Source organism: Fulvimonas yonginensis, assembly GCF_037137055.1.
In the GTDB taxonomy this organism is placed as follows: domain Bacteria; phylum Pseudomonadota; class Gammaproteobacteria; order Xanthomonadales; family Rhodanobacteraceae; genus Frateuria_A; species Frateuria_A yonginensis.
Window position 1 is genome coordinate 16925 of sequence record NZ_JBBBNY010000003.1, and the last position, 23570, is coordinate 40494.

At 68.3% G+C, this 23570-nt stretch carries 21 protein-coding genes and 3 pseudogenes; 15 read left to right on the forward strand and 9 right to left on the reverse strand.

Annotation, left to right across the window (positions count from 1 at the left end; all coding sequences use genetic code 11):
* Both WAT24_RS05825 and WAT24_RS05830 read left to right on the forward strand, forming a co-directional pair.
* Entirely contained in the window at positions 1–273 is a 273-nt protein-coding gene (locus tag WAT24_RS05825; protein ID WP_336806893.1) for a Trm112 family protein, read from the forward strand.
* 161 nt (positions 274–434) lie between these two features.
* On the forward strand, positions 435–2714 hold the full coding sequence (locus WAT24_RS05830) for a DUF1631 domain-containing protein (RefSeq protein ID WP_336806894.1): 2280 nt from the start codon (positions 435–437) through the stop codon (positions 2712–2714).
* Positions 2715–2753: 39 nt separating this feature from the next.
* Here the strand turns inward: WAT24_RS05830 and WAT24_RS05835 are convergent, their stop codons facing one another.
* Both WAT24_RS05835 and WAT24_RS05840 read right to left on the reverse strand, forming a co-directional pair.
* Positions 2754–3629, reverse strand: coding sequence for an NAD(P)-dependent oxidoreductase (locus WAT24_RS05835; protein WP_336806895.1), 876 nt, complete (start codon positions 3627–3629; stop codon positions 2754–2756).
* 115 nt (positions 3630–3744) lie between these two features.
* Positions 3745–4920 (reverse strand): BaiN/RdsA family NAD(P)/FAD-dependent oxidoreductase, encoded by a 1176-nt coding sequence (locus tag WAT24_RS05840; RefSeq protein ID WP_336806896.1) that lies wholly within the window; start codon positions 4918–4920, stop codon positions 3745–3747.
* An 85-nt stretch (positions 4921–5005) separates the two neighbouring features.
* On the opposite strand from WAT24_RS05840, the gene WAT24_RS05845 reads away from it, so the two are divergent.
* On the forward strand, positions 5006–5488 hold the full coding sequence (locus tag WAT24_RS05845) for a YajQ family cyclic di-GMP-binding protein (RefSeq protein WP_336806897.1): 483 nt from the start codon (positions 5006–5008) through the stop codon (positions 5486–5488).
* A 12-nt stretch (positions 5489–5500) separates the two neighbouring features.
* On the opposite strand, the gene WAT24_RS05850 is transcribed toward WAT24_RS05845, so the two are convergent.
* Both WAT24_RS05850 and WAT24_RS05855 read right to left on the reverse strand, forming a co-directional pair.
* On the reverse strand, positions 5501–6169 hold the full coding sequence (locus WAT24_RS05850) for a DUF1345 domain-containing protein (RefSeq protein ID WP_336806898.1): 669 nt from the start codon (positions 6167–6169) through the stop codon (positions 5501–5503).
* A 65-nt stretch (positions 6170–6234) separates the two neighbouring features.
* The gene (locus WAT24_RS05855; protein ID WP_336806899.1) at positions 6235–6510 is read right to left on the reverse strand and encodes a GNAT family N-acetyltransferase; all 276 of its coding nucleotides are present in this window, start codon (positions 6508–6510) and stop codon (positions 6235–6237) included.
* A gap of 135 nt (positions 6511–6645) precedes the next feature.
* On the opposite strand from WAT24_RS05855, the gene WAT24_RS05860 reads away from it, so the two are divergent.
* Entirely contained in the window at positions 6646–7071 is a 426-nt protein-coding gene (locus WAT24_RS05860; protein WP_336806900.1) for an OsmC family protein, read from the forward strand.
* Between the two features lie 9 nt (positions 7072–7080).
* On the opposite strand, the gene WAT24_RS05865 is transcribed toward WAT24_RS05860, so the two are convergent.
* Positions 7081–8289, reverse strand: coding sequence for a GGDEF domain-containing protein (locus WAT24_RS05865; RefSeq protein ID WP_336806901.1), 1209 nt, complete (start codon positions 8287–8289; stop codon positions 7081–7083).
* Between the two features lie 164 nt (positions 8290–8453).
* Here WAT24_RS05865 and WAT24_RS05870 point away from each other — a divergent pair, with 164 nt between their 5' ends.
* From WAT24_RS05870 to WAT24_RS05890, 5 genes and pseudogenes are all read left to right on the forward strand, one after another.
* Positions 8454–10328, forward strand: a complete 1875-nt coding sequence (locus WAT24_RS05870) for a 3'-5' exonuclease (RefSeq protein WP_336806902.1) — start codon at positions 8454–8456, stop codon at positions 10326–10328.
* A 123-nt stretch (positions 10329–10451) separates the two neighbouring features.
* Positions 10452–11947: pseudogene (locus WAT24_RS05875) on the forward strand (S10 family peptidase).
* A gap of 54 nt (positions 11948–12001) precedes the next feature.
* A complete protein-coding gene (locus WAT24_RS05880) occupies positions 12002–13081 on the forward strand; it encodes an aromatic ring-hydroxylating oxygenase subunit alpha (RefSeq protein WP_336806903.1) in 1080 nt (359 codons plus the stop codon).
* Positions 13082–13157: 76 nt separating this feature from the next.
* A complete protein-coding gene (locus WAT24_RS05885; protein WP_336806904.1) occupies positions 13158–14450 on the forward strand; it encodes an amino acid permease in 1293 nt (430 codons plus the stop codon).
* Between the two features lie 105 nt (positions 14451–14555).
* Positions 14556–15134 (forward strand): annotated as a pseudogene (locus WAT24_RS05890) (leucine zipper domain-containing protein); the annotation flags it as partial.
* Between the two features lie 164 nt (positions 15135–15298).
* On the opposite strand, the gene WAT24_RS05895 reads toward WAT24_RS05890, so the two are convergent.
* From WAT24_RS05895 to WAT24_RS05905, 3 genes are all read right to left on the reverse strand, one after another.
* Positions 15299–15727, reverse strand: a complete 429-nt coding sequence (locus WAT24_RS05895; RefSeq protein WP_336806905.1) for a hypothetical protein — start codon at positions 15725–15727, stop codon at positions 15299–15301.
* A 358-nt stretch (positions 15728–16085) separates the two neighbouring features.
* Positions 16086–16631, reverse strand: coding sequence for an RHS repeat-associated core domain-containing protein (locus WAT24_RS05900; RefSeq protein ID WP_336806906.1), 546 nt, complete (start codon positions 16629–16631; stop codon positions 16086–16088).
* Positions 16632–16662: 31 nt separating this feature from the next.
* Positions 16663–17748: a hypothetical protein gene (locus WAT24_RS05905; RefSeq protein ID WP_336806907.1), complete on the reverse strand. Its 1086-nt coding sequence runs from the start codon at positions 17746–17748 to the stop codon at positions 16663–16665.
* A 110-nt stretch (positions 17749–17858) separates the two neighbouring features.
* Here WAT24_RS05905 and WAT24_RS05910 point away from each other — a divergent pair, with 110 nt between their 5' ends.
* From WAT24_RS05910 to WAT24_RS05925, 4 genes and pseudogenes are all read left to right on the forward strand, one after another.
* Positions 17859–18158, forward strand: a complete 300-nt coding sequence (locus WAT24_RS05910) for a hypothetical protein (protein ID WP_336806908.1) — start codon at positions 17859–17861, stop codon at positions 18156–18158.
* Between the two features lie 237 nt (positions 18159–18395).
* Positions 18396–19931 (forward strand): IS21 family transposase, encoded by a 1536-nt coding sequence (gene istA / locus WAT24_RS05915; protein WP_336806909.1) that lies wholly within the window; start codon positions 18396–18398, stop codon positions 19929–19931.
* On the forward strand, positions 19928–20677 hold the full coding sequence (istB, locus tag WAT24_RS05920) for an IS21-like element helper ATPase IstB (protein WP_336806910.1): 750 nt from the start codon (positions 19928–19930) through the stop codon (positions 20675–20677). The genes istA and istB overlap by 4 nt, the downstream gene beginning before the upstream one ends.
* Before the next feature lie 135 nt (positions 20678–20812).
* A pseudogene (locus WAT24_RS05925) lies at positions 20813–21187 on the forward strand (integrase core domain-containing protein); the annotation flags it as partial.
* Here WAT24_RS05925 and WAT24_RS05930 read toward each other — a convergent pair.
* A complete protein-coding gene (locus WAT24_RS05930) occupies positions 21184–22077 on the reverse strand; it encodes a LysR substrate-binding domain-containing protein (protein WP_336806911.1) in 894 nt (297 codons plus the stop codon). The pseudogene WAT24_RS05925 and the gene WAT24_RS05930 sit on opposite strands and share 4 nt — an antisense overlap.
* A 96-nt stretch (positions 22078–22173) precedes the next feature.
* Here WAT24_RS05930 and WAT24_RS05935 point away from each other — a divergent pair, with 96 nt between their 5' ends.
* Entirely contained in the window at positions 22174–22770 is a 597-nt protein-coding gene (locus tag WAT24_RS05935) for a LysE family translocator (RefSeq protein WP_336806912.1), read from the forward strand.
* 14 nt (positions 22771–22784) lie between these two features.
* Positions 22785–23402, forward strand: a complete 618-nt coding sequence (locus WAT24_RS05940; protein ID WP_336806913.1) for an NADPH-dependent FMN reductase — start codon at positions 22785–22787, stop codon at positions 23400–23402.
* Positions 23403–23570 lie beyond the last annotated feature (168 nt).

The window sequence follows — 23570 nt, forward strand, 5'->3', positions numbered from 1 at the left end:
ATGGACAAGCGCCTGCTCGACATCCTGTGTTGCCCGGTAAGCAAGACGCCCGTCCGTCTGCTGGGCCGCAACGAGCTGGACGCCCTCAATGCCGCGATCGAGCGCGGCGCCGTCGACACCGTGGCCGGTGCGCCGGTGCGCACGCGACTGGACGAGGGCCTGATCACGGTCGACCGCAAGGTCATCTACCGCGTGGACGACGGCATCCCCGTGATGCTGCCCGAGGAGGGCATCGGCACCGTCCAGCTGAACGACTTCCCCCCCGCCGCCTGAGGGATGTGTCGAAAACAGCGACGGACTCCATGCTTTTCGACGAAACGTGCACTAATGTGTACGTCAGTGCATGACCAGTTCACGTTTTGCCGTATATCTTCCGGCTTTGCGCGGCCGCGGAGGCCGCGATCGTCAGCAGGGGATGCGTCAGGGGTGTGGCGATGAAAGAAGCCAATGAATCTGGCAAGGTGGTGAGCCTCAGCCAGCGTCAGCCGCCAGCCGAACACGTCGGTGACCTGCTCGGCGCCGTGCGCTCCATCGCGAGCCGCCGCCTGCAGCAGTTCCTGGGCAACATGTTCGAGCACGTCGACGACGCGCTGTTCGACCTTGCCGAGAAGGCCGAGAACAACGCCGCCCAGATGCACTACTTCGACGGCATGCGCGAGGTGCGCAAGCGCCGTCCGATGATCGAGCGCGCCTACCTGGTGCAGGTCAGCCGCGAGCTCACCGTGCTGAACACGCGCCCAGCACCCGCCCCCGCGGCCCCGCCCGCGTCCACCGGCCCGGTCGAGCTGTCGCTGGTGGCGGAGAACGAGCTGGAGGAATCGCTCGCCATCACCAGCATGATCAGCAAGAACGAGTCGCGCCTGGCGCGCGACCTGTTCGCGGTCAACCAGCGCCTGTCGGTGATCTGCGGCGGCATCAAGCTCGACGACGCGACCAATCCGGTGGCGCCGGCGACGCTGGCCCAGGCGTTCCGCCAGGCGATGCGCGAGCTGTCCGCCGACATGCGCGTGAAGCTGATCATCTACAAGCTGTTCGATCGCTACGTGCTGTCGGCGCTGGAAGAGCTGTACCAGGAAATCAACGCGGAGCTGATCCGCGCAGGCGTGCTGCCGCAGCTGCGCCACCAGGTGGCGCGCGGCGAGGGCGAGCCCGCGCAGCCGGCGGAGGCGACCGCCGCCGCGCCGGAGGAGGCCCCGGTCGTCGCCGACCAGGACGCCGAACTGGCGAGCGAGCTGCTGCACACGGTGCGCGCGCTGTTCAGTGCGCGCCGTGCGCACGCCGGCATCGGCGCGGTGCCGGCGGCCGGCGGCGTGCGTGGCGCCACCGGTGGCGCCGTCGCGGTGCCGACCGCCAACGAGTTGCTCGGCGCGCTGAGCGTGCTGCAGAGCCAGCTCGCCGCCGGCCCGCTGCCGAGCGTCCACACGGCGGACCCGGCGGCGATCAGCCGCGAGGTCACCCAGCTCAAGGAGCATCTGCTCGGCCAGCTCGGTGCCCTGCGCGGCGAGCGCCCGAGCCAGGTCTCGGCGATCGACGAGGACACCATCGACCTGGTCGGCATGCTGTTCGAGTTCATCCTGTCCGACAGCGCACTGCCCGCGGAGATGCAGGTGCTGCTGGCACGCCTGCAGATTCCCTATCTCAAGGCGGCGATCCTCGACCGTCGCCTGTTCGGCCACCGGCAGCACCCTGCGCGCCGCCTGCTCGACGGCCTGGCGGAGCTGGCCAAGGGCTGGTCGGAGGAGTCCGACCGCGACCACCGCGTCTACGACAAGATCAAGTCCATCGTCGAGCGCCTGCTGCACGAGTTCGACGACGACATGAGCCTGTTCGAGCGCCTCAACGCCGAACTGCAGGCCTTCCAGGAACAGAGCCGCCGACGCGCCGAACTGGCCGAGCAGCGCGTCGCCGAATCGGCGCGCGGCCGCGAGAAGCTGGAGCTGGCCCGCCGGCGCGCCGCGCGGGAGATTCTCGACCGCATCGGCACGCAGAACCTGCCGCACCTGATCCACGGCGTGCTGGCGCGCGCCTGGGCCAACCACCTGGTGCTGACCATCCTGCGCCAGGGCGAGGACTCGCCCGCCTTTGCCGAGGCACTGCGCTTCGTCGACGAGTTCATCGCCAGCGCGCGGCCGGTGCGCACGCCCGACGACCGGCGCACGCTGCTGCGCATGCTTCCCGGCGTCGAACGGGCGCTGCGCCGCGGCCTGGCCAACGTGGCCTTCCAGGAAAGCGACATCGAGCGCCTGCTCGGCCAGCTGCACGCCTACTACCGCCAGCAGCTCGGCGAACCGGCGCCGGCGACGCCGGAGGATGCGCCGCTGCCCATTCCCGACAGCATCCAGCCGCTGCTGGACGGCGAAGCGGCCGAACCCGTCCCCGAAGCCAGCGAGCCGTCCACCGCGGAAGCCCGTGGCGCCGACGGCGACACCATGGAACGCGTCCGCCAGCTCAAGCCCGGCACCTGGCTCGAGTTCTGCCCGACCGGCGACGCGGTCACCCGCGCCAAGCTGTCGTGGGTGAGCCCGATGAGCGGGCGCTACCTGTTCGTCAACCGCCGCGGCCTGAAGGTGGGCGACTACGCGCCGCATGAACTGGCCGAGGCGCTGGTCGCAGGCAGCGCCCGGATCCTGCCCTCCGAGCCGCTGTTCGATCGCGCGATGGGCGCGATCGTGGACCGGCTCAGCCAGGAAGCCGGCGCCGACGACCTGGCCTGACCCGCCCGCGAACGATCCGCGGGCGTGCGTCCCGCGGGTTCACTCCAGGTGCGCGCGCCGCGCCGCCACCTGCGCCAGCGCCGCCCAGTCCAGCCCCTCGCCGCCGGCGGCCAGCGCCTCGATGAGCGCATCGCGCAACACGCCTGCGAACGGCAGCGGCACCCGCGCGGCCTCGCCGGCGGCCAGCGCCAGGTTGACGTCCTTCAGGCCCAGCGGCAACGCGAAGCCCGGCGGCGCGTAGCGCTCCTCGGCGATCAGCTTGCCGTAGCCCTGGTAGGCCGGCGCGGCGAACAGGGTGCTGGTCATGATCTCCAGGAAATCGGCGGCGGCCACGCCATGCGCGCGGGTGAGCGCGCTGGCCTCGGCCATGCTCTCGATTGCGGCGGCCAGCATGAAGTTGCCGGCGAGCTTGACCACGTTGGCCCGCTCGGGGGCCTCGCCCACCGGCCAGATGCGGCTGCCCAGCGCGTCCAGCAGCGACCGTACCGAGTCGACCACGCTGGGGCGGCCGGCCACCACGATGTTGAGCCTGGCCGCCGCGGCCATGTCCGGTCGACCGAACACCGGCGCCGCGACGTAGCCCAGCCCGCGCTGCGCGTGCGCCTCGGCCAGCTCGCGCGCCAGCGCCACCGAGATGGTCGCGTGGTTGACGTGCACGGTGCCGCGGTCCATGTCGTCGAGCGCGCCGCTCTCGAGGAATACCTCGCGTACCGCCTGGTCGTTGGCCAGCATGCTGTGCACCACGGCGCACTGCATGGCCCTACCGGGCGTGCGGGCGACCTTAGCGCCCAGTGAGGCCAGCGGCTCGGTGGCCGCCTCGGAGCGGTTCCACACGGTGACGGCGTGCCCGGCCGCGAGCAGGTTGCTCGCCATGGCGCTGCCCATGGCACCCAGGCCGATGAATCCGAGGTTCATGCCGTTCTCCGGAAAGTCGTCTGCGGCCACTGTAGCCGGCCGATGGGCAAGAAAGCGTCCCGACGGATGCTCGCGAGCCGCCGCCCCTCCCGTGTAGGAGCGGGAAAGCGTTGGCCTAGGCGACCTCGCCCGCGGCGTGCCCGGACGCCCATGCCCACTGGAAGTTGTAGCCGCCGAGCCAGCCGGTCACGTCGACCACCTCGCCGATGAAGTACAGCCCCGGCACGAGCCTGGATTGCAGGGTGCTGGAGGAAAGCCCGTCGGTATCCACGCCGCCCAGGGTGACCTCCGCGGTTCGGTAGCCCTCGGTGCCGCTGGCGACCAGCGGCCAGGCGTGCAGGCGCGCGCCGATGGCGACCAGTTCGGCCTCGCGGTACTGGCGCATGGGGCGGTTGTCCAGGTGAAGCTCGCCCAGGCGCTGGGCTAGCCGCCTGGGCAACAGGTCGGCCAGCACGGTCTTCAGCTCCGCGGCCGGCCGCGCGGCACGCTGGGCGACCAGCCAGGCGCCGGCCTCCCGGTCGGGCGCCAGATTCAGGCGCAGCTCCCGCCCCGGCTCCCAGTACGAGGAGATCTGCAGGATCGATGGGCCGCTCACCCCGCGATGGGTGAACAGCAGGCCGCCGCGGAAGGACTGCCGCCCGCACTGCACCTGCGCCGGCAGGGCCACCCCGGCCAGGTCCGCATAGTGCTCCAGGTGCTTGCCGCTCAGCGTCAGCGGCACCAGCGCGGCGCGGGTCGGCCGAATGGCGTGACCGAACTGCCGCGCGAGCTCGTAGCCGAAGCCGGTCGCGCCCATGCTGGGGATGGACAGGCCGCCGGTCGCCACCACCACCGCTTCGGCGTGCAGCTCGCCGCGCGAGGTGGCCACGCTGAAACCGGCCTCGCCGTGGCGCACCCGCTGGATGGCGCAGCCGGTTTCCACCCGCACGCCCGCCGCCACGCACTCGTCCAGCAGCATGCGCACGATCTGCTTGGACGACTCGTCGCAGAACAGCTGCCCCAGCTCCTTCTCGTGGTAGGCGATGCGGTGCTTCTCCACCAGCGCGACGAAGTCGGCGGGCGTGTAGCGGGCCAGCGCCGACTTGGCGAAATGCGGATTGGCCGAAAGGTAGTTGGCCGGGCTCGTATCCAGGTTGGTGAAGTTGCAGCGCCCGCCGCCGGACATCAGGATCTTCTTGCCGGGCTTGCTGGCATGGTCGAGCACCAGCACGCGCCGGCCGCGCCGGCCGGCGGTGATGGCGCACATCAGGCCGGCGGCACCGGCGCCGAGGACCAGTACGTCGGTTTTCATCGGTATCAGCGACCCACGGGAGCACGGCGAATCGCGCATTATCGCCGAGCGCGTACACTTTCCCCTCCTTTTGCCGGGCCATTCCATGCCTTCCTTCGACGTCGTCTCCGAAGTGGACAAGCACGAGCTCACCAACGCGGTCGACCAGGCCAACCGTGAGCTGGCCAACCGCTTCGACTTCAAGGGCACCGACGCCACCTTCGAGCTGGACGGCTACGTGATCACCCAGCGGGCGCCCAGCGAGTTCCAGCTGCAGCAGATGCTGGACATCCTGCGCGGCCGGCTGACCTCGCGGAAGATCGACATCCGCGCGCTGGACGTGGCCGCGCCGGAGGTCAACCTGGGCGGCGCGCGGCAGAGGATCTCCGTCAAGCAGGGCATCGAGCAGCCGGTCGCCAAGAAGCTGGTCGCCGAACTGAAGGCGGCCAGGCTCAAGGTCGAGGCGCAGATCAACGGCGAGAAGCTTCGCGTTACCGGCAAGAAGCGCGACGACCTGCAACTGGCCATCGCGCTGCTGCGCAAGTCCACGGTGGAGGTGCCGTTGCAGTTCGACAACTTCCGCGACTGACGGCCCGCCGGGCTAGGAACCCTGGCCGGCCACCACGTTCACGCTCACCGCGATGATGAACACGTTGAAGAAGAACGCGACGATGCCGTGGACCAGCACCATGCGGCGCAGGTAGCGGCTGCTCACCTGCACGTCGGACACCTGGAAAGTCATGCCGACCACCACCGCGAAGTAGGCGAAGTCCCAGTAGTCCGGCGGCTGGCCGCCGGGAAAGTCCAACCCCTCGTGCTGCTTGCCGTAGTCGCCGTAGTAGCCGTGCGCGTAGTGCAGCGCAAACAGCGTGTTGAGGAAGCCCCAGCTGAGCACGATGCTCGCCGCCGCGATGAGGATCGCCGCCAGGCCGCCCGTCTTGCCGGCCTGCAGTTCGGTACCCAGGGCGACCAGCACCACTACCGACAGCGTCACGCCGCTCCACAGGATGCCCCAGCGCCCGGCATCCTGGCGGCGGGCGGTCTCGCGCATGGTCGCGGGCGTGGCGTGACGGAACTCGCGCACCTGCAGTGCGATGAACACCAGGGCGCCGGCGTCGAAGCCGAGCAGGAACGCCGGCGCCGGGTGCATGCCGAGCAGCCAGGCGGCACCGGCGACCAGCAGCAACAGCGTGCCGCCGATCGCCAGCGAGGGCCGCGCGCTCAGCGCGTGCCAGGGCCCGCGGCGCCGCGGGGTACGGGATTCGCTCATGCCTGCCTCCTGCGTCGGACGCTGCGCAGTGTGTGCCGGCGCCGTGGCAGGCACAACGGCCCCGGCTACGCCTGCAGGTCGGCGAATTCGGGGTGCCGGCGCAGCCACGCGGCCGCGTAGGCGCAGGCGGGCACCACCTTCCAGCCGCTGGCGCGGGCCGTCTCCATGGCCGCCTGGGTCAGTGCGGAAGCGATGCCGCGCCCCTCCACGGCCGACGGCACGCCGGTGTGGGTAATGGTCATGACGCTGCCGGCCAGGCGGTAGTCCAGCTCGCAGAGCTGGCCCTCCACCCGGGTCTCGAAGCGCTGCGCACGCGGGTCGTGCCTGATCTCGTAACCCATGCCGTCTCGCCGTGGCGGAAATCGCGGAGCATACGACGGCCACCGGCAAAACACGCGTGAAACGGCGGCCGCTACCCGTTCGCACCGTCTCCATGGGCGCCGCACCACACTGGGCATCCACGTTGGGAGAGCGCCATGAAGAGATCCGCATCCGCCGTCTGGACCGGCGGTCTGAAGGATGGCCAGGGCACGCTGTCGACCGAGACCGGCGTCCTGCGCGAGGCACCCTACGGCTTCCGGTCCCGCTTCGAGGACGGCCCCGGCACCAACCCGGAGGAACTGATCGCCGCGGCCCACGCGGGTTGCTATTCGATGGCCCTGTCGCTGGGCCTGGGCAATGCCGGGCTGACCGCCGAGCGCATCGAGACCCGCGCCCGGGTCACGCTGGACAGGCAGGGCGAAGGCTTCGCCATCACCGCCGTGCATCTGCGCTGCCGCGCCCGCGTGCCCGGCGCCGATACGGCCGCCTTCGACCGCATCGCGCAGGAAACCAAGCAGGGTTGCCCGGTCTCCAAGGTGCTCAGGGCGGAAATCACGCTGGACGCCGCGCTGGAAGACTGAGCGCCGGCCCTACAGGCTGGCCACGACCGAGCTCGGCAGCGGCTCGGGCCGCTGCGGGTCCGGCGCCATCACGCGGTTGCGCCCGGCGCGCTTGGCCGCATAGAGCGCCGCGTCCGCGCGCCGCAGCAGCCCTGTCACGTCGCGCTCCCCCGGCAAGGCGGCGGCGGCGCCGATCGATACCGTCAACTGCAGCATGTGGCCGTCGATCGCCAGCGGCGTGGTCTCCACCGTCGCGCGGATGCGTTCGGCCAGCACCATCACCTGCTCCTGCGAGCTGTCCGGCGCCAGCACCACGAACTCCTCGCCGCCGATGCGGCCGATGACGTTGCCCGCGCGCAGCGTGCGGCGGATGCTTTCCACCAGCGCCAGCAGCACCTTGTCCCCGCCGCCGTGGCCGAAGCGGTCGTTGACGCTCTTGAAGTGGTCCGCATCGATCATCAGTACGCCCAGCGGACGGCCCATCCTGGCCGCGTGCGCCAGCATCTGCGTCGCCGCTTCGCTGAGCGCCAGCCGGTTCTTCACGCCGGTCAGCGGATCGACCCGCGCCAGCAGGTGCATCTCGCGCTGGAGCACCTCGCTGTACAGCAGCAGGAAGCCGATGCTCAGGAACAGCGGCTGCATGCCCGAAAGCAGGACATAGAGGTAGTTGACCGTGTCGGGCTGGACGATGCCGGTGGGCGGGTTGAGGTCGAACCACAGCCGGCCGCAGCGCCACGCCAGCAGCAAGGCGGACAGCACGCACAAGGCCAGCAGGACCAGCCGCGCCCGCGAGCGGCGCCGCACCTCGCCGTTCAGCAACGCGTGCATGCGCAGGCCGATGTCGGCCAGGATCGCGATCGAGCCCCACAGCACGCGCAGGCGGTAGTCCTCCTGCACCACGCCGAACCAGCCGACCCCGAGCCAGCCGACCACGCCGATCGCCAGCGCTGCCCGCCAGTACAACGGCACGCCGAGCAGCATGCGCAGGGCGATCACCGACATGCCCTGCGCCAGCAGGTTGAGCGCGTTGCCTCCCAGCACCAGCTGCGCGGGGTGCATCCACGCCTGCATCGCCAGCATCCACCAGCCGCCGGACTCCACCGCGAGGGCCGCGGCGCGCAGCTTGAGGCTGGTGCGGGCCGGTCCGGGGCTGCCCTGGGTCCCTACCCACAGCATGGCCGCCAAGGCCAGCGACTGGATGGCGGCAATCAGCGACAGCGTTTCGATGTGCATGGGCATGCTGGGCTCTCCCCGCGCCCGAACGTGACGGCCGGTTCCGGAAGCCTTGCTGGCGGCGGATCCGTCGTCCTCGCCCGTCGTATCGGCGCTGGCAAGCACGACTTTAACGTTGACAGGCCGCGCAAGTCCGTTACTTTCCACGCAAAATTATGAATGGACGCGCCATGGCTTCGCTCATTCCCACCCGCAACAGCTGCCTGCCGCGCATGACAGCCGGCGAGAAGCGCTTCTCCGAGCGACTGGAGCAGAAGCTGGAGGACGACTACCTGCTCTGGTACGACGTGCCGGTGGGCCTGAAGCAGCGCCGGCCGGACTTCGTGGTGTTCCACCCGCGCCGGGGCCTGCTGGTGCTGGAAGTGAAGGACTGGAAGGCCGAGACCATCCGGCATGCGGACAGCACCCAGTTCACCCTGGTCACCGAGCGCGGCCTGGTCAAGGAGAACCACCCGCTGCTGCAGGCACGCGCCTATGCGCTGGAGATCGGCGTGGTGCTCGAGCGCGATCCGGCGCTGCGCTTCCCGCCGGGGCATCGCCATGCCGGCAAGCTGATCATGCCCTGGGCCTGGGGCGTGGTGCTGTCCAACATCAGCCGCAAGCAGTTCGAGGAAGGCGGGCTGGACGCGGTGATCCCGCCGCACCTGGCGCTGTGCCGCGACGAGTTCTACGAGTCGGTTGACGCCGAGGATTTCCAGGAGCGGCTGTGGGCGATGTTCCCGCAGGTGTTCCCGGTGGCGCTCACGCTGCCGCAGATCGATCGCGTGCGCTGGCACCTGTTTCCCGAACTGCGGGTCGAGCCGGGCAGCGGCCAGTTCGGCCTGTTCGGACCGACCGACGCGGCGATACGCCCGCTTCAGATCCCCGAGCTGGTCAAGGTGATGGACGCCCAGCAGGAGCAGCTGGCGCGTTCGCTCGGCGACGAGCACCGCATCATCCACGGCGTGGCGGGCTCCGGAAAGACCATGATCCTGGGCTTCCGCGCCATGCAGTTGGCGCGCGTGATGAACCGGCCGATCCTGGTGCTCTGCTATAACAAGACGCTCGCCGCGCGACTGGAGCAACTGATCGGCGAGCGCGGCCTGGCCGAGAAGGTGCAGGTCTACAACTTCCACAAGTGGTGCCACAAGATGCTCACGGCCTACCACGTGGAGCTCCCCCCGAAGGGCAGCGACGACTTCTTCGGGCAGATGGTCGAGCGGGTGATCGCCGGCGTCGATCGCGGCCAGATACCCCGCTTCCAGTACGGTGCCGTGCTGGTCGACGAGGGCCACGACTTCGAGCCGGACTGGTACAAGCTGATCGTGCAGATGATCGACCCGGCGACCAACTCGTTGCTGGTGCTCTACGACGACGCGCAGAACATCTACGGCAAGGCCGACCGGCGCAAGGTGAGCTGGAAGAGCCTGGGTATCCAGGCGCAGGGGCGCACCACCATCCTCAAGCTCAACTACCGCAACACGCTGGAGATCCTCGCGGTGGCGCGCGGCTTCGCCAACGAGCTGCTCATCGAGCGCGCCGAGGACGAGGACGGCGTGCCGCTGATCGCACCGGAGAGCGCCGGCCGGCGCGGCCCGGTGCCGGAGCTGATCCGGGTCGATACCGCACCCGCCCAGCTCACCGTCCTGATCGCCCAGCTGCGCGACGAGCACGCACACGGCCGGCCGTGGTCGCAGATGGCGGTGATCTTCCGCAACCAGTGGGAGGGCGAGAAGCTGCACGAGGCGCTGGAGCGCGAAGGCATTCCCAGCCGGCTCGCCGAGGGCCGCGGCAAGGGCGCCCTGTTCGCCGTCGGCGACACGGTCAAGCTGGTCACCATGCACTCGAGCAAGGGCCTGGAGTTCCCGTTCGTGATCATCCCGGGCCTGGGCTCGCTGCCCAAGGAAGGCAAGGACGAGGCCGAGGAGGCACGGCTGCTGTACGTGGCGATGACCCGCGCCACCGAGCGGCTGCTGCTGATCCACCACGACGACTCGGTGTTCAGCAAGCGCATCCGCGATGCGATCAACGACGTGCAGGGACAACTGGAGGCGGTGCCGGCCTGACGGCCGTCCCTGCTGCGGACGCCCATCGGGCTGCACGGAAGCCGACACCCGTGCCTTTGGGCACAGTCCCGCCCCGGTGCCAGCCGCTAGGCTGGGAGCTTTCGTTCCAGGGGGAATCTCCACGTGCGCAAGACCCTGCAAGCCACCCTGCTGGCCGCCTCGCTACTGGCCGGCACCGCCGCTCCGGCCTTCGCCGCCGACGCCGCGAAGCCCGCCGCCGCGGACCACGGCGACTACCACCTGCCGCCCTTCCCGGCCGACGCGCACGTGCAGCAGAGCGCGCAGATCGACGGCCGCACCCTGAAGTACACGGCCACGGTCGGCTCGCTGCCGGTGCGCGACGAGAAAGGCAACGTCGTCGCCGAGGTGGTGTTCACCGCCTACACGGTGGACGGCGGCCGCGACCGCCCGGTGACCTTTGCGCTCAACGGCGGCCCGGGCGCGTCCTCGGTCTACCTCAACCTCGGCGCGATCGGTCCCAAGCGGGTCGCCTTCGGCATGGACGGCGACCACCCCTCCGACCCCGCCACGCTGCACGACAACCCGGGCAGCTGGCTGCCCTTCACCGACCTGGTGTTCATCGATCCGGTCGGCACCGGGTTCAGCCGCGCGCTGGTGGACGACAAGAAAGCCACGGAGCTGTTCTACAGCACGACAACGACATCAGGTACCTCTCCAGGATCATCTACGACTGGCTGGTGAAGCACGGCCGCCTGCAGTCGCCCAAGTACCTCGTCGGCGAGAGCTACGGCGGCTTCCGCGGCCCGCGTATCACCGACTACCTGCAGACCCGGCTGGGCGTGGCGATGAAGGGCGTGGTGCTGGTCTCGCCGTACCTCGATCCGGCGGCCTCCAGCGACGAGAACGTCTCACCGCTGCCGTGGATGCTCACCCTCCCCTCGATCGCGGCCGCCCACCTGGAGCGCGAGCACAAGCTCACCGCCGAAGCGATGGCGCCGATCATCGAGTACACCCGCGGCGAGTATGCGGTCGACCTGATGCGCGGCCGTTCCGACCCGCAGGCGACCGAGCGGGTGGTCAGGAAGGTGACCGAGCTGACCGGCCTGGATCCGCTGTTCGTGCGCCGCTCCGGCGGCCGGCTGGAGACGCAGGCCTACCTGCGCGAGGTGTACCGCGCCGAGGGCAAGCTGGGCAGCCGCTACGACTCCAACGTCACCGCCTGGGACCCGTTCCCGTACGCGCCGCGGCAGATGACCGGCGATCCGATCCTCAACGGCATCATCGCGCCGACCACCACCGCGATGGTCGACTTCGTCACGCGCACCGTGGGCTGGAAGTACGACGGCCGCTACAACGCGCTCAGCTACGAGGTGAACAAGCTCTGGCACGAGGACGACGACGCCATCGAAGGCTCGGTCTCGCAATTGCGCGAAGCGGTGGCGAACGACCCGGGCCTGCGCGTGCTCATCGCGCACGGCTGGGACGATCTCTCCTGCCCGTTCATGGCCTCGGTACTGATCGTCGACCAGATGCCGCCGATGGGCGACCCCACCCGCGTGCAGGTCAAGGAGTACCCCGGCGGCCACATGTTCTACGCCCGCCCGGACAGCCAGGCGGCGCTGCTGAAGGACGTCAAGGCGCTCTACGGCGCCCGCTGATGATGTAGCTTGGGCGGGCGAACGTGCGTCCCAACCACCCAGTGCGGTGCCGCCATGCCCGATCTGCTCACGCCCGAGGTTCTCGCCGCCCAGCCGCTCGACCATGCGCACGCGTTGGCGGCGCGTTGCTACACCGACCCGCGCATGCCCGCGCTGGATGCGCGGGCGGTGTTCGCGCGGAGCTGGCAACTGGTGTGCCACCAGTCGGAACTGGCCGGCGTCGGCGACCACCGGGTCACCACCATCGCCGGCCTGCCGCTGCTGGTGGTGCGCAGCGACGGCTCCACCATCCGCGCCTTCCACAACGTCTGCCGGCATCGCGCCGGCCCCGTGGCCAGCTGCGACGGCAAGGGCGCCAAGGCCCTGCGCTGCCGTTATCACGGCTGGACCTACGGCCTCGACGGCGTGCTTCGAGGCGCGCCGGAAATGGGCCGCGCGCCCGATTTCGACCCCTCGTCGATCCGCCTGCCGGAAGCGCGCGTGCAGGTCTGGCAGGGGCTGGTGTTCGTCGCCACCGGTGACGCGCCGCCGTTCGCCGAGTTCGTCGAGGGCATCGACGCGCGGCTGGGCGTGGGCCGCTCGCTGGCCGGCTTCGAGTTCCACCATCGCGCCGCCTGGGACGTGGCCTGCAACTGGAAGGTGTACGTGGACAACTACCTGGAGGGCTACCACGTGCCGCACATCCATCCGGGACTCAACAGCGTGCTGGACTACCGCAGCTACGTCACCGAGACGGCGCGCTGGTACTCCTACCAGTACAGCCCGCTGGAAAGCGGCACCGACCTCTACGGCAGCGGCGAGGCGCTGTACTACTTCCTCTACCCCAACACCATGCTCAACATCCTGCCGGGCCGGCTGCAGACCAACCGCGTGCTGCCGCTGGGCGTGGACCGCTGCCGGGTGGAGTTCGACTTCTACTACGCGCCCGATCCGGGCGAGGCGGCGCGCGCGCGCCGCGAGCGCGACGTTGCCTTCAGCGACGAGGTGCAGGACGAGGACGTGACCATCTGCGAGGACGTGCAGCGCGGGCTGGCTTCCGGCTCCTACGAGACCGGCCGGCTGAACCCGTTGCGCGAGAACGCCGTCCACCATTTCCACGAATTGCTGCGGCGCGCCTACCGCGAGTTCGCGTGAATCGCCGCCCGTCCGGCCCCGTTGCCCGCGCGGGAGCAGTCAGGGCGACGGGAGATCGTCCACAGGAGGCAGAGCCATGGGCAGTGACGTGAAGCCGCTCGGCCAGGCCGCGCTGATAGCGCTGGTGGTCGGCAACATGATCGGCTCGGGCGTGTTCCTGCTGCCGGCGGCGCTCGCGCCCTACGGTGCGGCGAGCCTGCTCGGCTGGACGTTGACGATCACCGGCGCGCTGCTGCTGGCGACGGTCTACGCCTGGCTCGCGCGCACGATCCGCAACCACGGCGGCGCCTACGGCTACGCACGACGCGCATTCGGCGACGGGGTCGGCTTCGTGGTGGCCTGGAGCTACTGGGTCTGCACCTGGAGCGCCAACGCGGCCATCGCGGTGGCCTTTGCCGGCAGCCTCGGCGCCGTGTGGCCCGCCGCCACCGCCACGCCGGTGCGCGCGGCCGCCTGCGCACTGGGCGCGCTGTGGGCCTGTACCGCGGTGAACCTGGCCGGCGTGCGCGAGGCGGCGCGGGTGCAGATGCTCACCACCCTGCTCAAGCTGGTGCCGCTGGTGCTGTTCGGCCTGATCGGCCTGGGCTGGGTGCATGCAGCGGCGTACCGCCCGTTCAACCCGAGCGGCCTGCCCCTGTTCGGCGTGGCCACCTCGGTGGCTGCGCTGACGCTGTGGGCGATGCTCGGCTTCGAGGCCGCCACCGTGCCCACCGGCGTGGTGCGCGACCCGGAACGCACGGTGCCGCGCGCCACCGTGATCGGCATGCTGGTCGCGGGCCTGGCCACCATGCTCGCCTGCACCGTGGTGATCGGCCTGCTGCCGATCGGCGAACTGCAGCGTTCGGCGGCGCCGATGGTGGCGGCCGCGGCGCGGACCTGGGGCCCCGCGGCGGGATTCGCGTTGGCGCTGGTCGCCACGGTCTCCTGCTTCGGCGCACTGAACGGCTGGGTGCTGCTGCAGGCGCAGACGCCGCTGGCGGCGGCACAGGATGGCTTGTTCCCGCGCCGCTTCGGCCGGCTGGACGCGCGTGGCACGCCCGCCTTCGGCCTGCTGCTGAGCAGCAGCCTGGCCAGCGCACTGATCGTGGCCAACTACAGCCGCACGCTGGTGGCGCTGTTCACCTTCTCGATCCTGCTCTCCACCGCCACCACGCTGCTGCCCTACGTGGTCAGCGTGCTGGCATGGTGGCGCGTCGAGCCGGGCGCACGCTGGCCGCGCCGACTGGTGGCGGCGGGCGCGCTGGCCTACGCCTTGTGGGCGCTGGCCGGCACGGGCACCGAATCGCTGCTGTGGGCCGGCGTGCTGGTCGCCCTGGGGGTACCGGTGCTGTTGTGGCAGCGCCGTCCGCGGCTCGCGCGCAAGCCCTAGCGACGCCGCCGGCCCGACCTAGCTGTGATCTCTCAGTAGGTTGTTCACCCGGGGCGATCCCGGGATTCTGGAGGTGCGACCCAACCAGCACACCAGGAACCCCGGATGAACCTGCATAAACATGCCCGTCTTACGCCTCGAGGTCGAGCCCTGCTCGTGCAGCGGGTGCTTGATCACGGCCTGCGGGTGGAGGAGGCGGCCCATGCAGCTGGGGTCAGTGTGCGCACGGCATACAAGTGGCTGGCGCGCTTTCGCGAGGAAGGGCCTGCCGGGCTGCTCGATCGGTCCTCCCGGCCACACCGTTGCCCGCATGCGACGGACGCCGCCGTCGCGGAGCAGGTCATGGAACACCGTCGCGAGCGCTGGACCTATCGGCAGATCGCCCAGCATCTGGCGGTCGCCCCCAGTACGGTCGGCCGCCTGGTCAAGCGCGCCGGGCTCCACCGGTTGGCCGAACTGGAGCCGGCGCGCCCGTCCAAACGGTACGAATACCCCTCACCCGGTGACCTGCTGCACCTGGACATCAAGAAGCTGGGGCGCTTCTGGCGCCCGGGGCACCGCGTCACCGGGGACCGCCAAGGCGCCTCGGACGGCGCAGGCTGGGAATTCGTCCATGTGGCGATCGATGACCATTCCCGGGTCGCCTTCGGCACCATCGAGCCTGACGAGCGTGGCATGACTGCAGATTCCGGTCACCCCTGACCAGCCGTCCGACTAGGGTTGATCACACTGCCGGTGTTGAGCACCGTGCTGGTGCTGCGCAGGTAGGCCAACTGTTGGGCCATCACGATCGTCGTAGTTACTTACTCCATTTTTAAGATTACGGGCAGAGGCTCTGCTAGCTCTAGCTAAGGCTGCTCGCCATGACTGCGATGCTCAATCACTATGTGATTATCAGGGTCGCCGTTAATGTCTAGCCCGGTCAGGCCGCACTCAGACAGGCTGATTCCATACGAATAATTATTCGCACGAAACAAGCCCGTAATCTCGACATATTTACCATTATATAAATCTTCCTTGTTGCCGAGATCGCCAGTGTTTAGAAGGCTTAGGCAGCCAGAATCTTTTGCCCAATAGTCCTTGTCATATCCTAGACGTTTCACCAAGTACATCGACTCCGGTCCAATAACAAGGAAGCCGTGCAGGGTCAATTGCTTGCCATCATATTTTGCGCGATTGGCGTTTAACGCCTGTATGTCCAATGAGTTATCTGTCACTGAACCGAAACTGGTTATTGGTACCAGTAAAAATGCCAGGAGTAGTGAGAGCATTTTCATTCGGCTGGCCTTACAGCATCAATTGCTTGCTGCTGTGCGTTCACTGATTGCTCGAGCTTATTCGCCTCGCGAGGAGTGAATGAGCCCTTGATTGCTGTAACCTGAATTCGTCCACCTACGATTTCGTATTTGGCTACGCGTCGCTCACTTACAGCATAGTTGAGAACCCCATGACCCAGTGGCTGAGCGTCACCCGGGCTGACGAATCCGTCTGAAGAAACGCCGGGAGTCTTTCCATCAATGTGACTATGTTCCACGGCCGTTGTTCCTGGCGGTAAGTTACTCAGATTCACCCCATCTTTGGCGGTCGTCTGGATGATCTGACCATTCACAGGTTGCGCGGTGACGTTCGTGGTCCCTATAAGGGCCAAAACCTTCTCCGGCTTTGAGACGTTTCCACCTTGGATTTGTTCGCTATTGCAGCCGAGTCTTGTTGGGGAGTTGAGCGAAGATCGCGCGCTGTTCCTGAATCAGAACGTATGCACTGCGACCGACTTTGCCCTGGGCAGTTGTCGCGACCATCTGGATCAATATTATTGGCCGGATTGTTATTTGCGTAGTCATATCTGTTAAAGCCAAACAGCGCACCCGCGCTCGGCACCACCGGGTCGATGCTTAGAAAGCGCCCGGCGATCGGATCGTAGTACCGCGCCTGCATGTAAACGAGTCCGGTGTCAGGATCATTTACGTGTCCTGTATACCCCGGCCCTGTGGGCGGAGTGCCCAGCGCCTGACCATATGGCTTGTAATCGAAAGTCGCTGTGATATTCCCGTTGGCGTCCGCCTCCGCGAGGGGCGTGCCCTGTGGATCGGTGTACACATACGTGACCTTGCCCGGCTGTGCATGGGCGGTGCCCATTGCCAGTAATAGCGGCAGGACAAACCCGCCAAGTCCCTTTCTCATCGCTACTCCCCTGTAGATTGCCGCCTCATGCTCACCCGTCAGAGGGTGGTTCCGCAAGTGGCACCGGACCATCGCTAAGCTCGGGCCAGCGCCCTTCGGGATCACCCATGTAAGCGACCCAGTCGTCCATAAACGACCGCTTAGCCCATTCCGCCTGAGTGATGTAGTCCAACGCCTTCCACCGCACAAACGCGTCCCTCTGGAAGGCGAGATACCGCGCCGGGTCCGCATGAAGCGCCTCAGTCGCCCTCGTCGGCAGCCCAAGGGCGAACAGCAGGTCAAACCCATAGTCTCCGCGCATGAGCTGAAGTCGGTAGCGCACCCAACTGTTCCAACGCGGATCCAGTAGTCCCCGATCTTCCCGAGCCAGGCAGTGGTGCCTAAGAATCTGCTCATAGAGCCGCACCGGTGCCGTGGCGATCTCGACTTGCTCGTCATCGTGCTGGACATGGTCAATCAGCGCCTCTCCCGCCAAGGCCGCCATCGCGGGCAGAAGATTGATGAAGGGCACCGTTGAGCCGATCAGCAGCAGAATGACCCAGAACGACTGGGCACACTGATAGGCCAACGATTCGTGGCCCTCCGCCTGCGCCTCGCGCAGCAGCAATGCCGTCGCGGCCAAGGCCTCGAAACTGCCCAGCTGCTCCAGCCGCCGCAACAGGCGGCGTGAGGTTTTTTCACGATCGACCATGAACTCGCTGGCCCTGGAGCCGGAGCGATGCAGGACCCGCTGTGTCTCCGGCCCCAAGCCGGCCAGCCATCGAGGCCGGTGCGTCATCAGGTCCTTTTCCGGGTCGATGATGTCCCAGTACACGTGTTCCAGCAGGGCTCGACTGCGAGGGAATGCGAGTTCGGCCCGCTCGATCAGGGCGCTACGCGGCACATGTTTGCCCTGCGCATAGCGGGCCATTCGATGGCGGTGCGAGAGCACGCCCTCTGCATTGCGACCGAAGCCGTCGCCGATCAGCTGCTTTTCCAAGGCGTAATAGGTCGCGCCCTGGGAGCGCAGCTGAATCCATTGAAACCACAATTGAACCCGCTGCTGGTCGATGCGCTGCCGCAGGGGCGACCGACCACGCCCTGGTGCCGATTTTCCGCAGGCCTCTGAGAGAATCATCGGTTCTCCGGTATTTCAATCACTTAGGCGCAAGAATAGGGTAAAACGAAGGCCGCATTTACCGGCTACCCGTTCTGGCTCGGGCGCCCTAGCATCGGTCGTGACCCGACGTGACCGAGCCGATGGCCGCACCTCACAGTCCCACGCTGACCGATCTGCTGGAGCGCGACCTCTTGATGCGCTTCGGCACACCGCTGATTGGGGGCGAGGAGCTTCGGGCAGCGCTGGGATACCCCACCGCAGAGGCCCTGAGGCAAGCCATTTCGCGAGGGACCGTGCCGGTTCCCGTGTTCGCCGTGCCGCACCGGCGCGGGAAATTCGCTCTGATTCGGGATATCGCGGCCTGGCTGGCAGCCTTGCGGCAAGGTGCTGTCGATCCTGCCGATGCACAGGAGGTGCCGATGCGTTAGCGCTCAAGTCCTCCGCCCAGTTTCCGTTGCGGAGCGCCAGACGCGAAAGCCCGAGAGCTTGCGACTCTCGGGCTTTCAAGGTGCGATGGATGCGAACCCCATCAGCGCCTAATGTCCTCCTCCCGCCTCGACCGGTCAAGCCCCTCGCTTGGCAGTCATGCAGGCAGGACGGACGGCGTCGCGCCCGCTGATATCCATGTCACCACCTAATCGCGGTGGCGCAACTTTGGAGTCAGCATGTCTTCCCTCAAGGAAATCCTACGTCTCGTTCTGACCACCTCGTGGTCCAACCGTCAGATTGGCCGCGTGGTCGGCCGGTCGTACAACACCGTGGCACGCTACCGCCACTTGGTGCGCATTCACTCGCTCACCTGGTCCGATCTGGCCGAGCGCCCCCTCGACGAGCTCGATGCACTCTTCAATCGCGTCACGCACCGCACCGAGGAAAAGCAGCACCCTGACTGGGCATGGGTTCACGAACAGATGCAGCATCGGGGCATGACCCGTACGCTGCTGTGGGAGGAATACCGCCGAGCGTGTCCGGAGCACGCCTTGGCCTATTCCCAGTTCTCGCACTACTACCGGGCCTACCTGCGCAAACTCCATCCCGTGATGCGGCAGCACCACGCGCCGGGCGAGCGGGTCTTCGTGGATTTCTCCGGACGCCGTCCGACCTACATCAAGCCGGAGACCGGCGAGCGTGTCGACGTCGAGTTGTTCATCGGGGTCCTGGGCTATTCCAACTACGTGTTCGCCCTTGCCTGTCCGAGCCAGCAAGTCCCGCAGTGGATCAAGGCGCATGTCCAGATGTTCGAGGCCTTCGGCGGGTCACCGCAGGTGATCGTGCCGGACAATTTGCGCAGCGCAGTGACGCGAGCCGGTCGCGATCCGATCATCCACCGCACCTATCAGGAGATGGCCAGCCACTACGACAGCGTCGTGCTGCCGGCTCGTGCCCGGCGCCCGAAAGACAAGGCCAAGGTCGAGGGGAGCGTCCTGATCGTGCAGCGCTGGGTGCTGCTGCGCCTGCGCCACCGCACCTTCTTTTCCCTGACCGAGCTCAACCAGGCCATTGCCGAGCTGGTCGCCGAGTTGAATCGCCGCCCGTTCAAGAAGATGGAGGGCTCCCGCCTTGAGCGGTTCGAAGCCAGCGAGTCTGCAGCGCTTCGCCCGCTGCCGGAGCAGCCTTACGAACACGGCGATTGGACCGCTTCCCAGACTGTCCCAGCCGACTATCACGTGCGGCTCGACAAGCACTGGTACTCGGTGCCATTTACCTACATTGGGTGCGCGGTGGAGGGACGCTTGTCGGCCGATGCCGTGGAGATCTACTGCAGCGGGGTCCGTATCGCCAGCCATCGCCGCGGCGCCGCGGATGGCACCACCACCGATCCTGGGCACCTGCCCAAGCACCACGCGATGTATGCCGCGAGGACGCCGGAGCACTTTGCCCGATGGGCCGAAAGCATCGGACCGGCGACGGCGGCCTTCGTCCAAAAGCAGTTTGAGCGGCCCCACCCAGGTCTCGGTCTGCCTTGTTGCGACCGACTTCAGGCCTTGACACGCAAACATGGTGCGGCGGAATTGGAGTCCGCAGTGCAGCGTGCCCTAGATATCCGCTCACCTTCGGAAAAAACCGTGCGCGCATTGCTGAGCAGCGGCCGGCATCACGCCAGCGGCGATGTCGTAGAAGAAGCTGCCACGGCACTCCCTGCGCATCGCAATATCCGTGGTAGCGCCTATTTCGCTTCGGCCAAGGAGGTCAGCGCATGAGCCGGCAACACACCCTCACCGCTCTGCGAGAACTGAAGCTGGATGGCATGGCTGACGCCCTGGAGCGGCAGCATGCCAGCCCATCGCTGCAGGACAGCCCCTTTGATGAACGCCTGGCCGTCTTGGTCGACAGCGAGCGCGTGACTCGCGAGAACCGTCGGCTTGCCCGCCTGCTCAAACAAGCACGACTGAAGGTCGAGGCGTGCGCCGAGGACATCGATTACCGGGTGGGGCGAGGGATCGATAAGCAACAAGTGCAAGGGCTCCTCGCCTGCGACTGGATCACCCAGCACCAGAACCTGATCATCACCGGACCCACCGGGGTGGGGAAGACCTGGTTGGCATGCGCGTTGGCGCATCAGGCGGCTCGGCGGGGCATGCCGGTGGTCTATCGCCGGCTTCCCCGCCTTCTGGAGGAGCTGGAAATTGCACGCGAGGCAGGCAATCTCACTACGGTTCGCACCCAGCTCGCTCGCATGAAGCTGCTGGTGTTGGATGACTGGGGCGTCAACCCGCTAGGGCGCCGTGCCCGGCAGGATCTGTTGGAGGTCATCGACGATCGTGTCGGCAGCGGCTCGGTTGCCATCACCTCGCAGCTACCGATCACCGAATGGCACGCCTACCTGGGCGAACCGACGATCGCCGATGCCATCCTCGATCGTCTCGTGCACAGCGCCCACCGAATCCAGCTTCAGGGAGAGTCCATGAGAAAGCTCAAGAGCAAGACGGCGAACCGCCGAAGCTGAGGGGACGATATCGAGGCTCAAGGATGAGCCACCTGCTCAACACCAGCGACCTGCTCAACACCAGCGACCTGCTCAACACCAGCGGCATGATCAGCCTTCACTGGATGAGGTGATCAACTTCCCCGGAATACGCACATGACCGCCTGCCGTGCCCTGCTCAAAACCTTGCGCCATTACCGCACACTGGGCGTGCGGTTCACCCGTGTCATGACCGACAACGGCTCCTGCTACAAGTCACGCATCTTCCGGCGGCTGCTGCGCCGCCTGGGCCTGCGGCACGTACGCACGCGCCCCTACACCCCCCGCACCAACGGCAAGGCCGAGCGCTTCATCCAGACGGCCCTGCGCGAGTGGGCCTATGCGCGCAGCTATGAACACTCGGGCCAGCGCGCCAACCACTGGCTGACCTGGCTGCATCAATACAACTGGCACCGTCCGCATGCCAGCGTTGACTACCAGCCTCCTATCACCCGCATTGCCATGAACAACCTGGTGGGTTTACACACCTAGCGGCCGGCGGCCTGCCAGCGCAGCCAGTCGAGCACCGCGGCCACCGCCGGGCGCGGTGGTGCGGCCTGCGGCCGCACGATCCAGTAGGCGGTCCCGAGCGGTACCTCCAGCGCACCGAAGGGGCGCACCAGGCTGCCCGTCTCGATGTCCTGCGCCGCCAGCCGGTGGCGCGCCAGGGCGACGCCCTGGCCCTGTTGCGCCGCGCGCAGCACCAGGTCCGAGGAGGCATAGCGCGCACCGCCCTGCAGGGACAGCCCCGCCGGACCGTGGACGCGCCGCCACGCCTCCCACGACGCCTGCGGGTCGCGGTCGTGCAGCAGGCGCAGGCCGCGCAACTGCGCAGGACGGGACGGTCGCCCATGGGCCTGCCAGAACGCCGGGCTCATCACCGGATACAGCGCCTCGTCCATCAGCGGTTCGCAATGCAGCTGCGGCCAGGGGCCCTGCCCCATGCGGATGGCCAGGTCCACCCGCCCGCCGTCGAAGGCCTCCAGCTTCTGGTCGACCAGCACCGACAGCTCGACCCGGGGGTGCGCGCTCTCGAAGGCCGGCAGCCGCGGCAGCAGCCAGCGGATCGCGAAGGACGGCGTGGTCGACAACGCCACCGCATGGGCCGGACGTACCTCGCGCAGGGACGCCACCGCCTGCTCGATCTCGCGCAGTCCCGACTGCACCGCGCGGCCCAGCGCTTCGCCCTGCGGCGTGAAGACCAGGCCGGCGCGGCCGCCCGCCGCATGCAGCAGTGGCACGCCCAGCCAACGCGCCAGCTCGCCCAGGTGGCGGCTGACCGAGGAATGTGCCAGCCCCAGTTCGCGTGCGGCGGCGCGCACCCCACGGTGCTCGTAGACCAGCCCGAAGGCGCGCAGGGCGTTGAGCGGCAGATCGGTCATGGTCGGAATTCTAGACCGATGAGGGTCGCCTCTGGACCACCCTGCCGCGCCAAGCTGGCGCCTGTCCGGCCTGTCCGCCGGTGTACCGAGCCGACCATGAACGATCTTTTCGCCCCCGCCGGCCTGCTGCTTGCCGCCGCGATCACCCCCGGTCCGAACAACCTGGTGGTGCTGCGCATCGCGAGCCGGGCCGGGGTACGCGCCGCCCTGCCCGCCATCGCCGGCATCGTCGGTGGCAGCCTGGCGCTGCTGGCGCTGGCGCTGTCGGGCCTGGCCGCGGTGACCGGCAACCATCCGGCGTGGCGCACCTGGCTGGGGGCCGGCGGTGCGGCCTACCTGGGCTGGCTGGGACTGCGCCTGCTCGTCACGAGCCTGCGCGAGACGCCCGCCGACGCCCCGGCGGACGCACTGCCCGCCACCGCCCTCGGTCTGTTCGGCTTCCAGCTGCTCAACCCCAAGGCCTGGGTGATGACGCTGACGGTCGTCGCGGCGTGGGGCGCCTCCGGAGCGCGCGGCTGGATCCCCCTGGCCGTGCTGTTCGTGGCGATCCCGCTCGGTTGCCTGTTGCTGTGGAGCGCCTGCGGCCGGCTGCTGACGAAAGGGCTGGCCCACCCGCCGTTCCGTCGAGGCCTCGACGCCGGCATGGGCGCCCTGCTGCTGGCCAGCGCCGGCCTGCTGCTGATCGAACACTGACCCTGGAGACAACCATGACCCCGACCCGCCACCTCCTCTGCCTCGCCGGCAGCCTGCGCCGCGAATCCTGGAACCGCCGCCTGCTGCAGGCGGCCACCGGCCTGGTTCCGGCCGGCGTCCACGCGACCGTCTTCGCCGACCTGGCCGCCGCCGCCCTGTTCGACGAGGACCTGGAGCAGGCCGATCCGGCCGGCCCTGCGGGCGTACGCGCCCTGCGCCAGGCGATCGCCGCCGCCGACGGGCTGGTGATCGCCACCCCGGAGTACAACCACGCCATGCCGGGCGTGCTGAAGAACGCGCTCGACTGGCTGTCCCGCGAAAGCCCGCAGGGCGAGGTACTGGCCGGCAAGCCGGTCGCCGTGCTCGGCGCGAGCAGCGGGCCCTGGGGCACGCGTCTGGCACAGGCCTCGCTGCGCCAGGTGCTGCACACCTGCGGCGCCCTGGTGATGCCCTCGCCCACGCTGTATGTCGCCCACGCGGCGCAACGCTTCGACGCGCAGGGCGACCTGGCGGATGCCTCGCTGCGGGCGGCCCTGTCCGCGTTCATGGGCGCCGCGGCGACCTGGACCGCAAGGATGGCCCCGCCTCCGGCACGGGAGCCGGTTCATCCGGCGGTGCCGCAGCACGCCTGAGCCGTCCATCCTGGGCCGTCCGCGTCGCTTTTGGGCCCGGCGCGGCACCTTCCGCCATGCTCCCGTTCGCCTCGGTCGCGCGGCAGGCGGCTGCGCGTCAAGCAGATCGAGGCGCCCGCCGCCGTGCCGTGGTTCACAGAACTTGCGCGGCACGTGAAATGCATGTGT

Excerpts from the sequence above, each read along its gene's own strand:
- WAT24_RS05850 (WP_336806898.1), bottom strand. The coding sequence starts at position 6,169 with ATGAGCGAATCCCGTACCCCGCGGCGCCGCGGGCCCTGGCACGCGCTG.
- WAT24_RS05880 (WP_336806903.1), top strand. The coding sequence starts at position 12,002 with ATGCCCGATCTGCTCACGCCCGAGGTTCTCGCCGCCCAGCCGCTCGAC.
- WAT24_RS05935 (WP_336806912.1), top strand. The coding sequence starts at position 22,174 with ATGAACGATCTTTTCGCCCCCGCCGGCCTGCTGCTTGCCGCCGCGATC.
- istB (WP_336806910.1), top strand. The coding sequence starts at position 19,928 with ATGAGCCGGCAACACACCCTCACCGCTCTGCGAGAACTGAAGCTGGAT.
- WAT24_RS05835 (WP_336806895.1), bottom strand. The coding sequence starts at position 3,629 with ATGAACCTCGGATTCATCGGCCTGGGTGCCATGGGCAGCGCCATGGCG.
- istA (WP_336806909.1), top strand. The coding sequence starts at position 18,396 with ATGTCTTCCCTCAAGGAAATCCTACGTCTCGTTCTGACCACCTCGTGG.
- WAT24_RS05860 (WP_336806900.1), top strand. The coding sequence starts at position 6,646 with ATGAAGAGATCCGCATCCGCCGTCTGGACCGGCGGTCTGAAGGATGGC.
- WAT24_RS05905 (WP_336806907.1), bottom strand. The coding sequence starts at position 17,748 with ATGATTCTCTCAGAGGCCTGCGGAAAATCGGCACCAGGGCGTGGTCGG.
- WAT24_RS05940 (WP_336806913.1), top strand. The coding sequence starts at position 22,785 with ATGACCCCGACCCGCCACCTCCTCTGCCTCGCCGGCAGCCTGCGCCGC.
- WAT24_RS05870 (WP_336806902.1), top strand. The coding sequence starts at position 8,454 with ATGGCTTCGCTCATTCCCACCCGCAACAGCTGCCTGCCGCGCATGACA.
- WAT24_RS05830 (WP_336806894.1), top strand. The coding sequence starts at position 435 with ATGAAAGAAGCCAATGAATCTGGCAAGGTGGTGAGCCTCAGCCAGCGT.
- WAT24_RS05845 (WP_336806897.1), top strand. The coding sequence starts at position 5,006 with ATGCCTTCCTTCGACGTCGTCTCCGAAGTGGACAAGCACGAGCTCACC.
- WAT24_RS05825 (WP_336806893.1), top strand. The coding sequence starts at position 1 with ATGGACAAGCGCCTGCTCGACATCCTGTGTTGCCCGGTAAGCAAGACG.
- WAT24_RS05885 (WP_336806904.1), top strand. The coding sequence starts at position 13,158 with ATGGGCAGTGACGTGAAGCCGCTCGGCCAGGCCGCGCTGATAGCGCTG.
- WAT24_RS05840 (WP_336806896.1), bottom strand. The coding sequence starts at position 4,920 with ATGAAAACCGACGTACTGGTCCTCGGCGCCGGTGCCGCCGGCCTGATG.
- WAT24_RS05865 (WP_336806901.1), bottom strand. The coding sequence starts at position 8,289 with ATGCCCATGCACATCGAAACGCTGTCGCTGATTGCCGCCATCCAGTCG.
- WAT24_RS05900 (WP_336806906.1), bottom strand. The coding sequence starts at position 16,631 with ATGAGAAAGGGACTTGGCGGGTTTGTCCTGCCGCTATTACTGGCAATG.
- WAT24_RS05895 (WP_336806905.1), bottom strand. The coding sequence starts at position 15,727 with ATGAAAATGCTCTCACTACTCCTGGCATTTTTACTGGTACCAATAACC.
- WAT24_RS05930 (WP_336806911.1), bottom strand. The coding sequence starts at position 22,077 with ATGACCGATCTGCCGCTCAACGCCCTGCGCGCCTTCGGGCTGGTCTAC.
- WAT24_RS05855 (WP_336806899.1), bottom strand. The coding sequence starts at position 6,510 with ATGGGTTACGAGATCAGGCACGACCCGCGTGCGCAGCGCTTCGAGACC.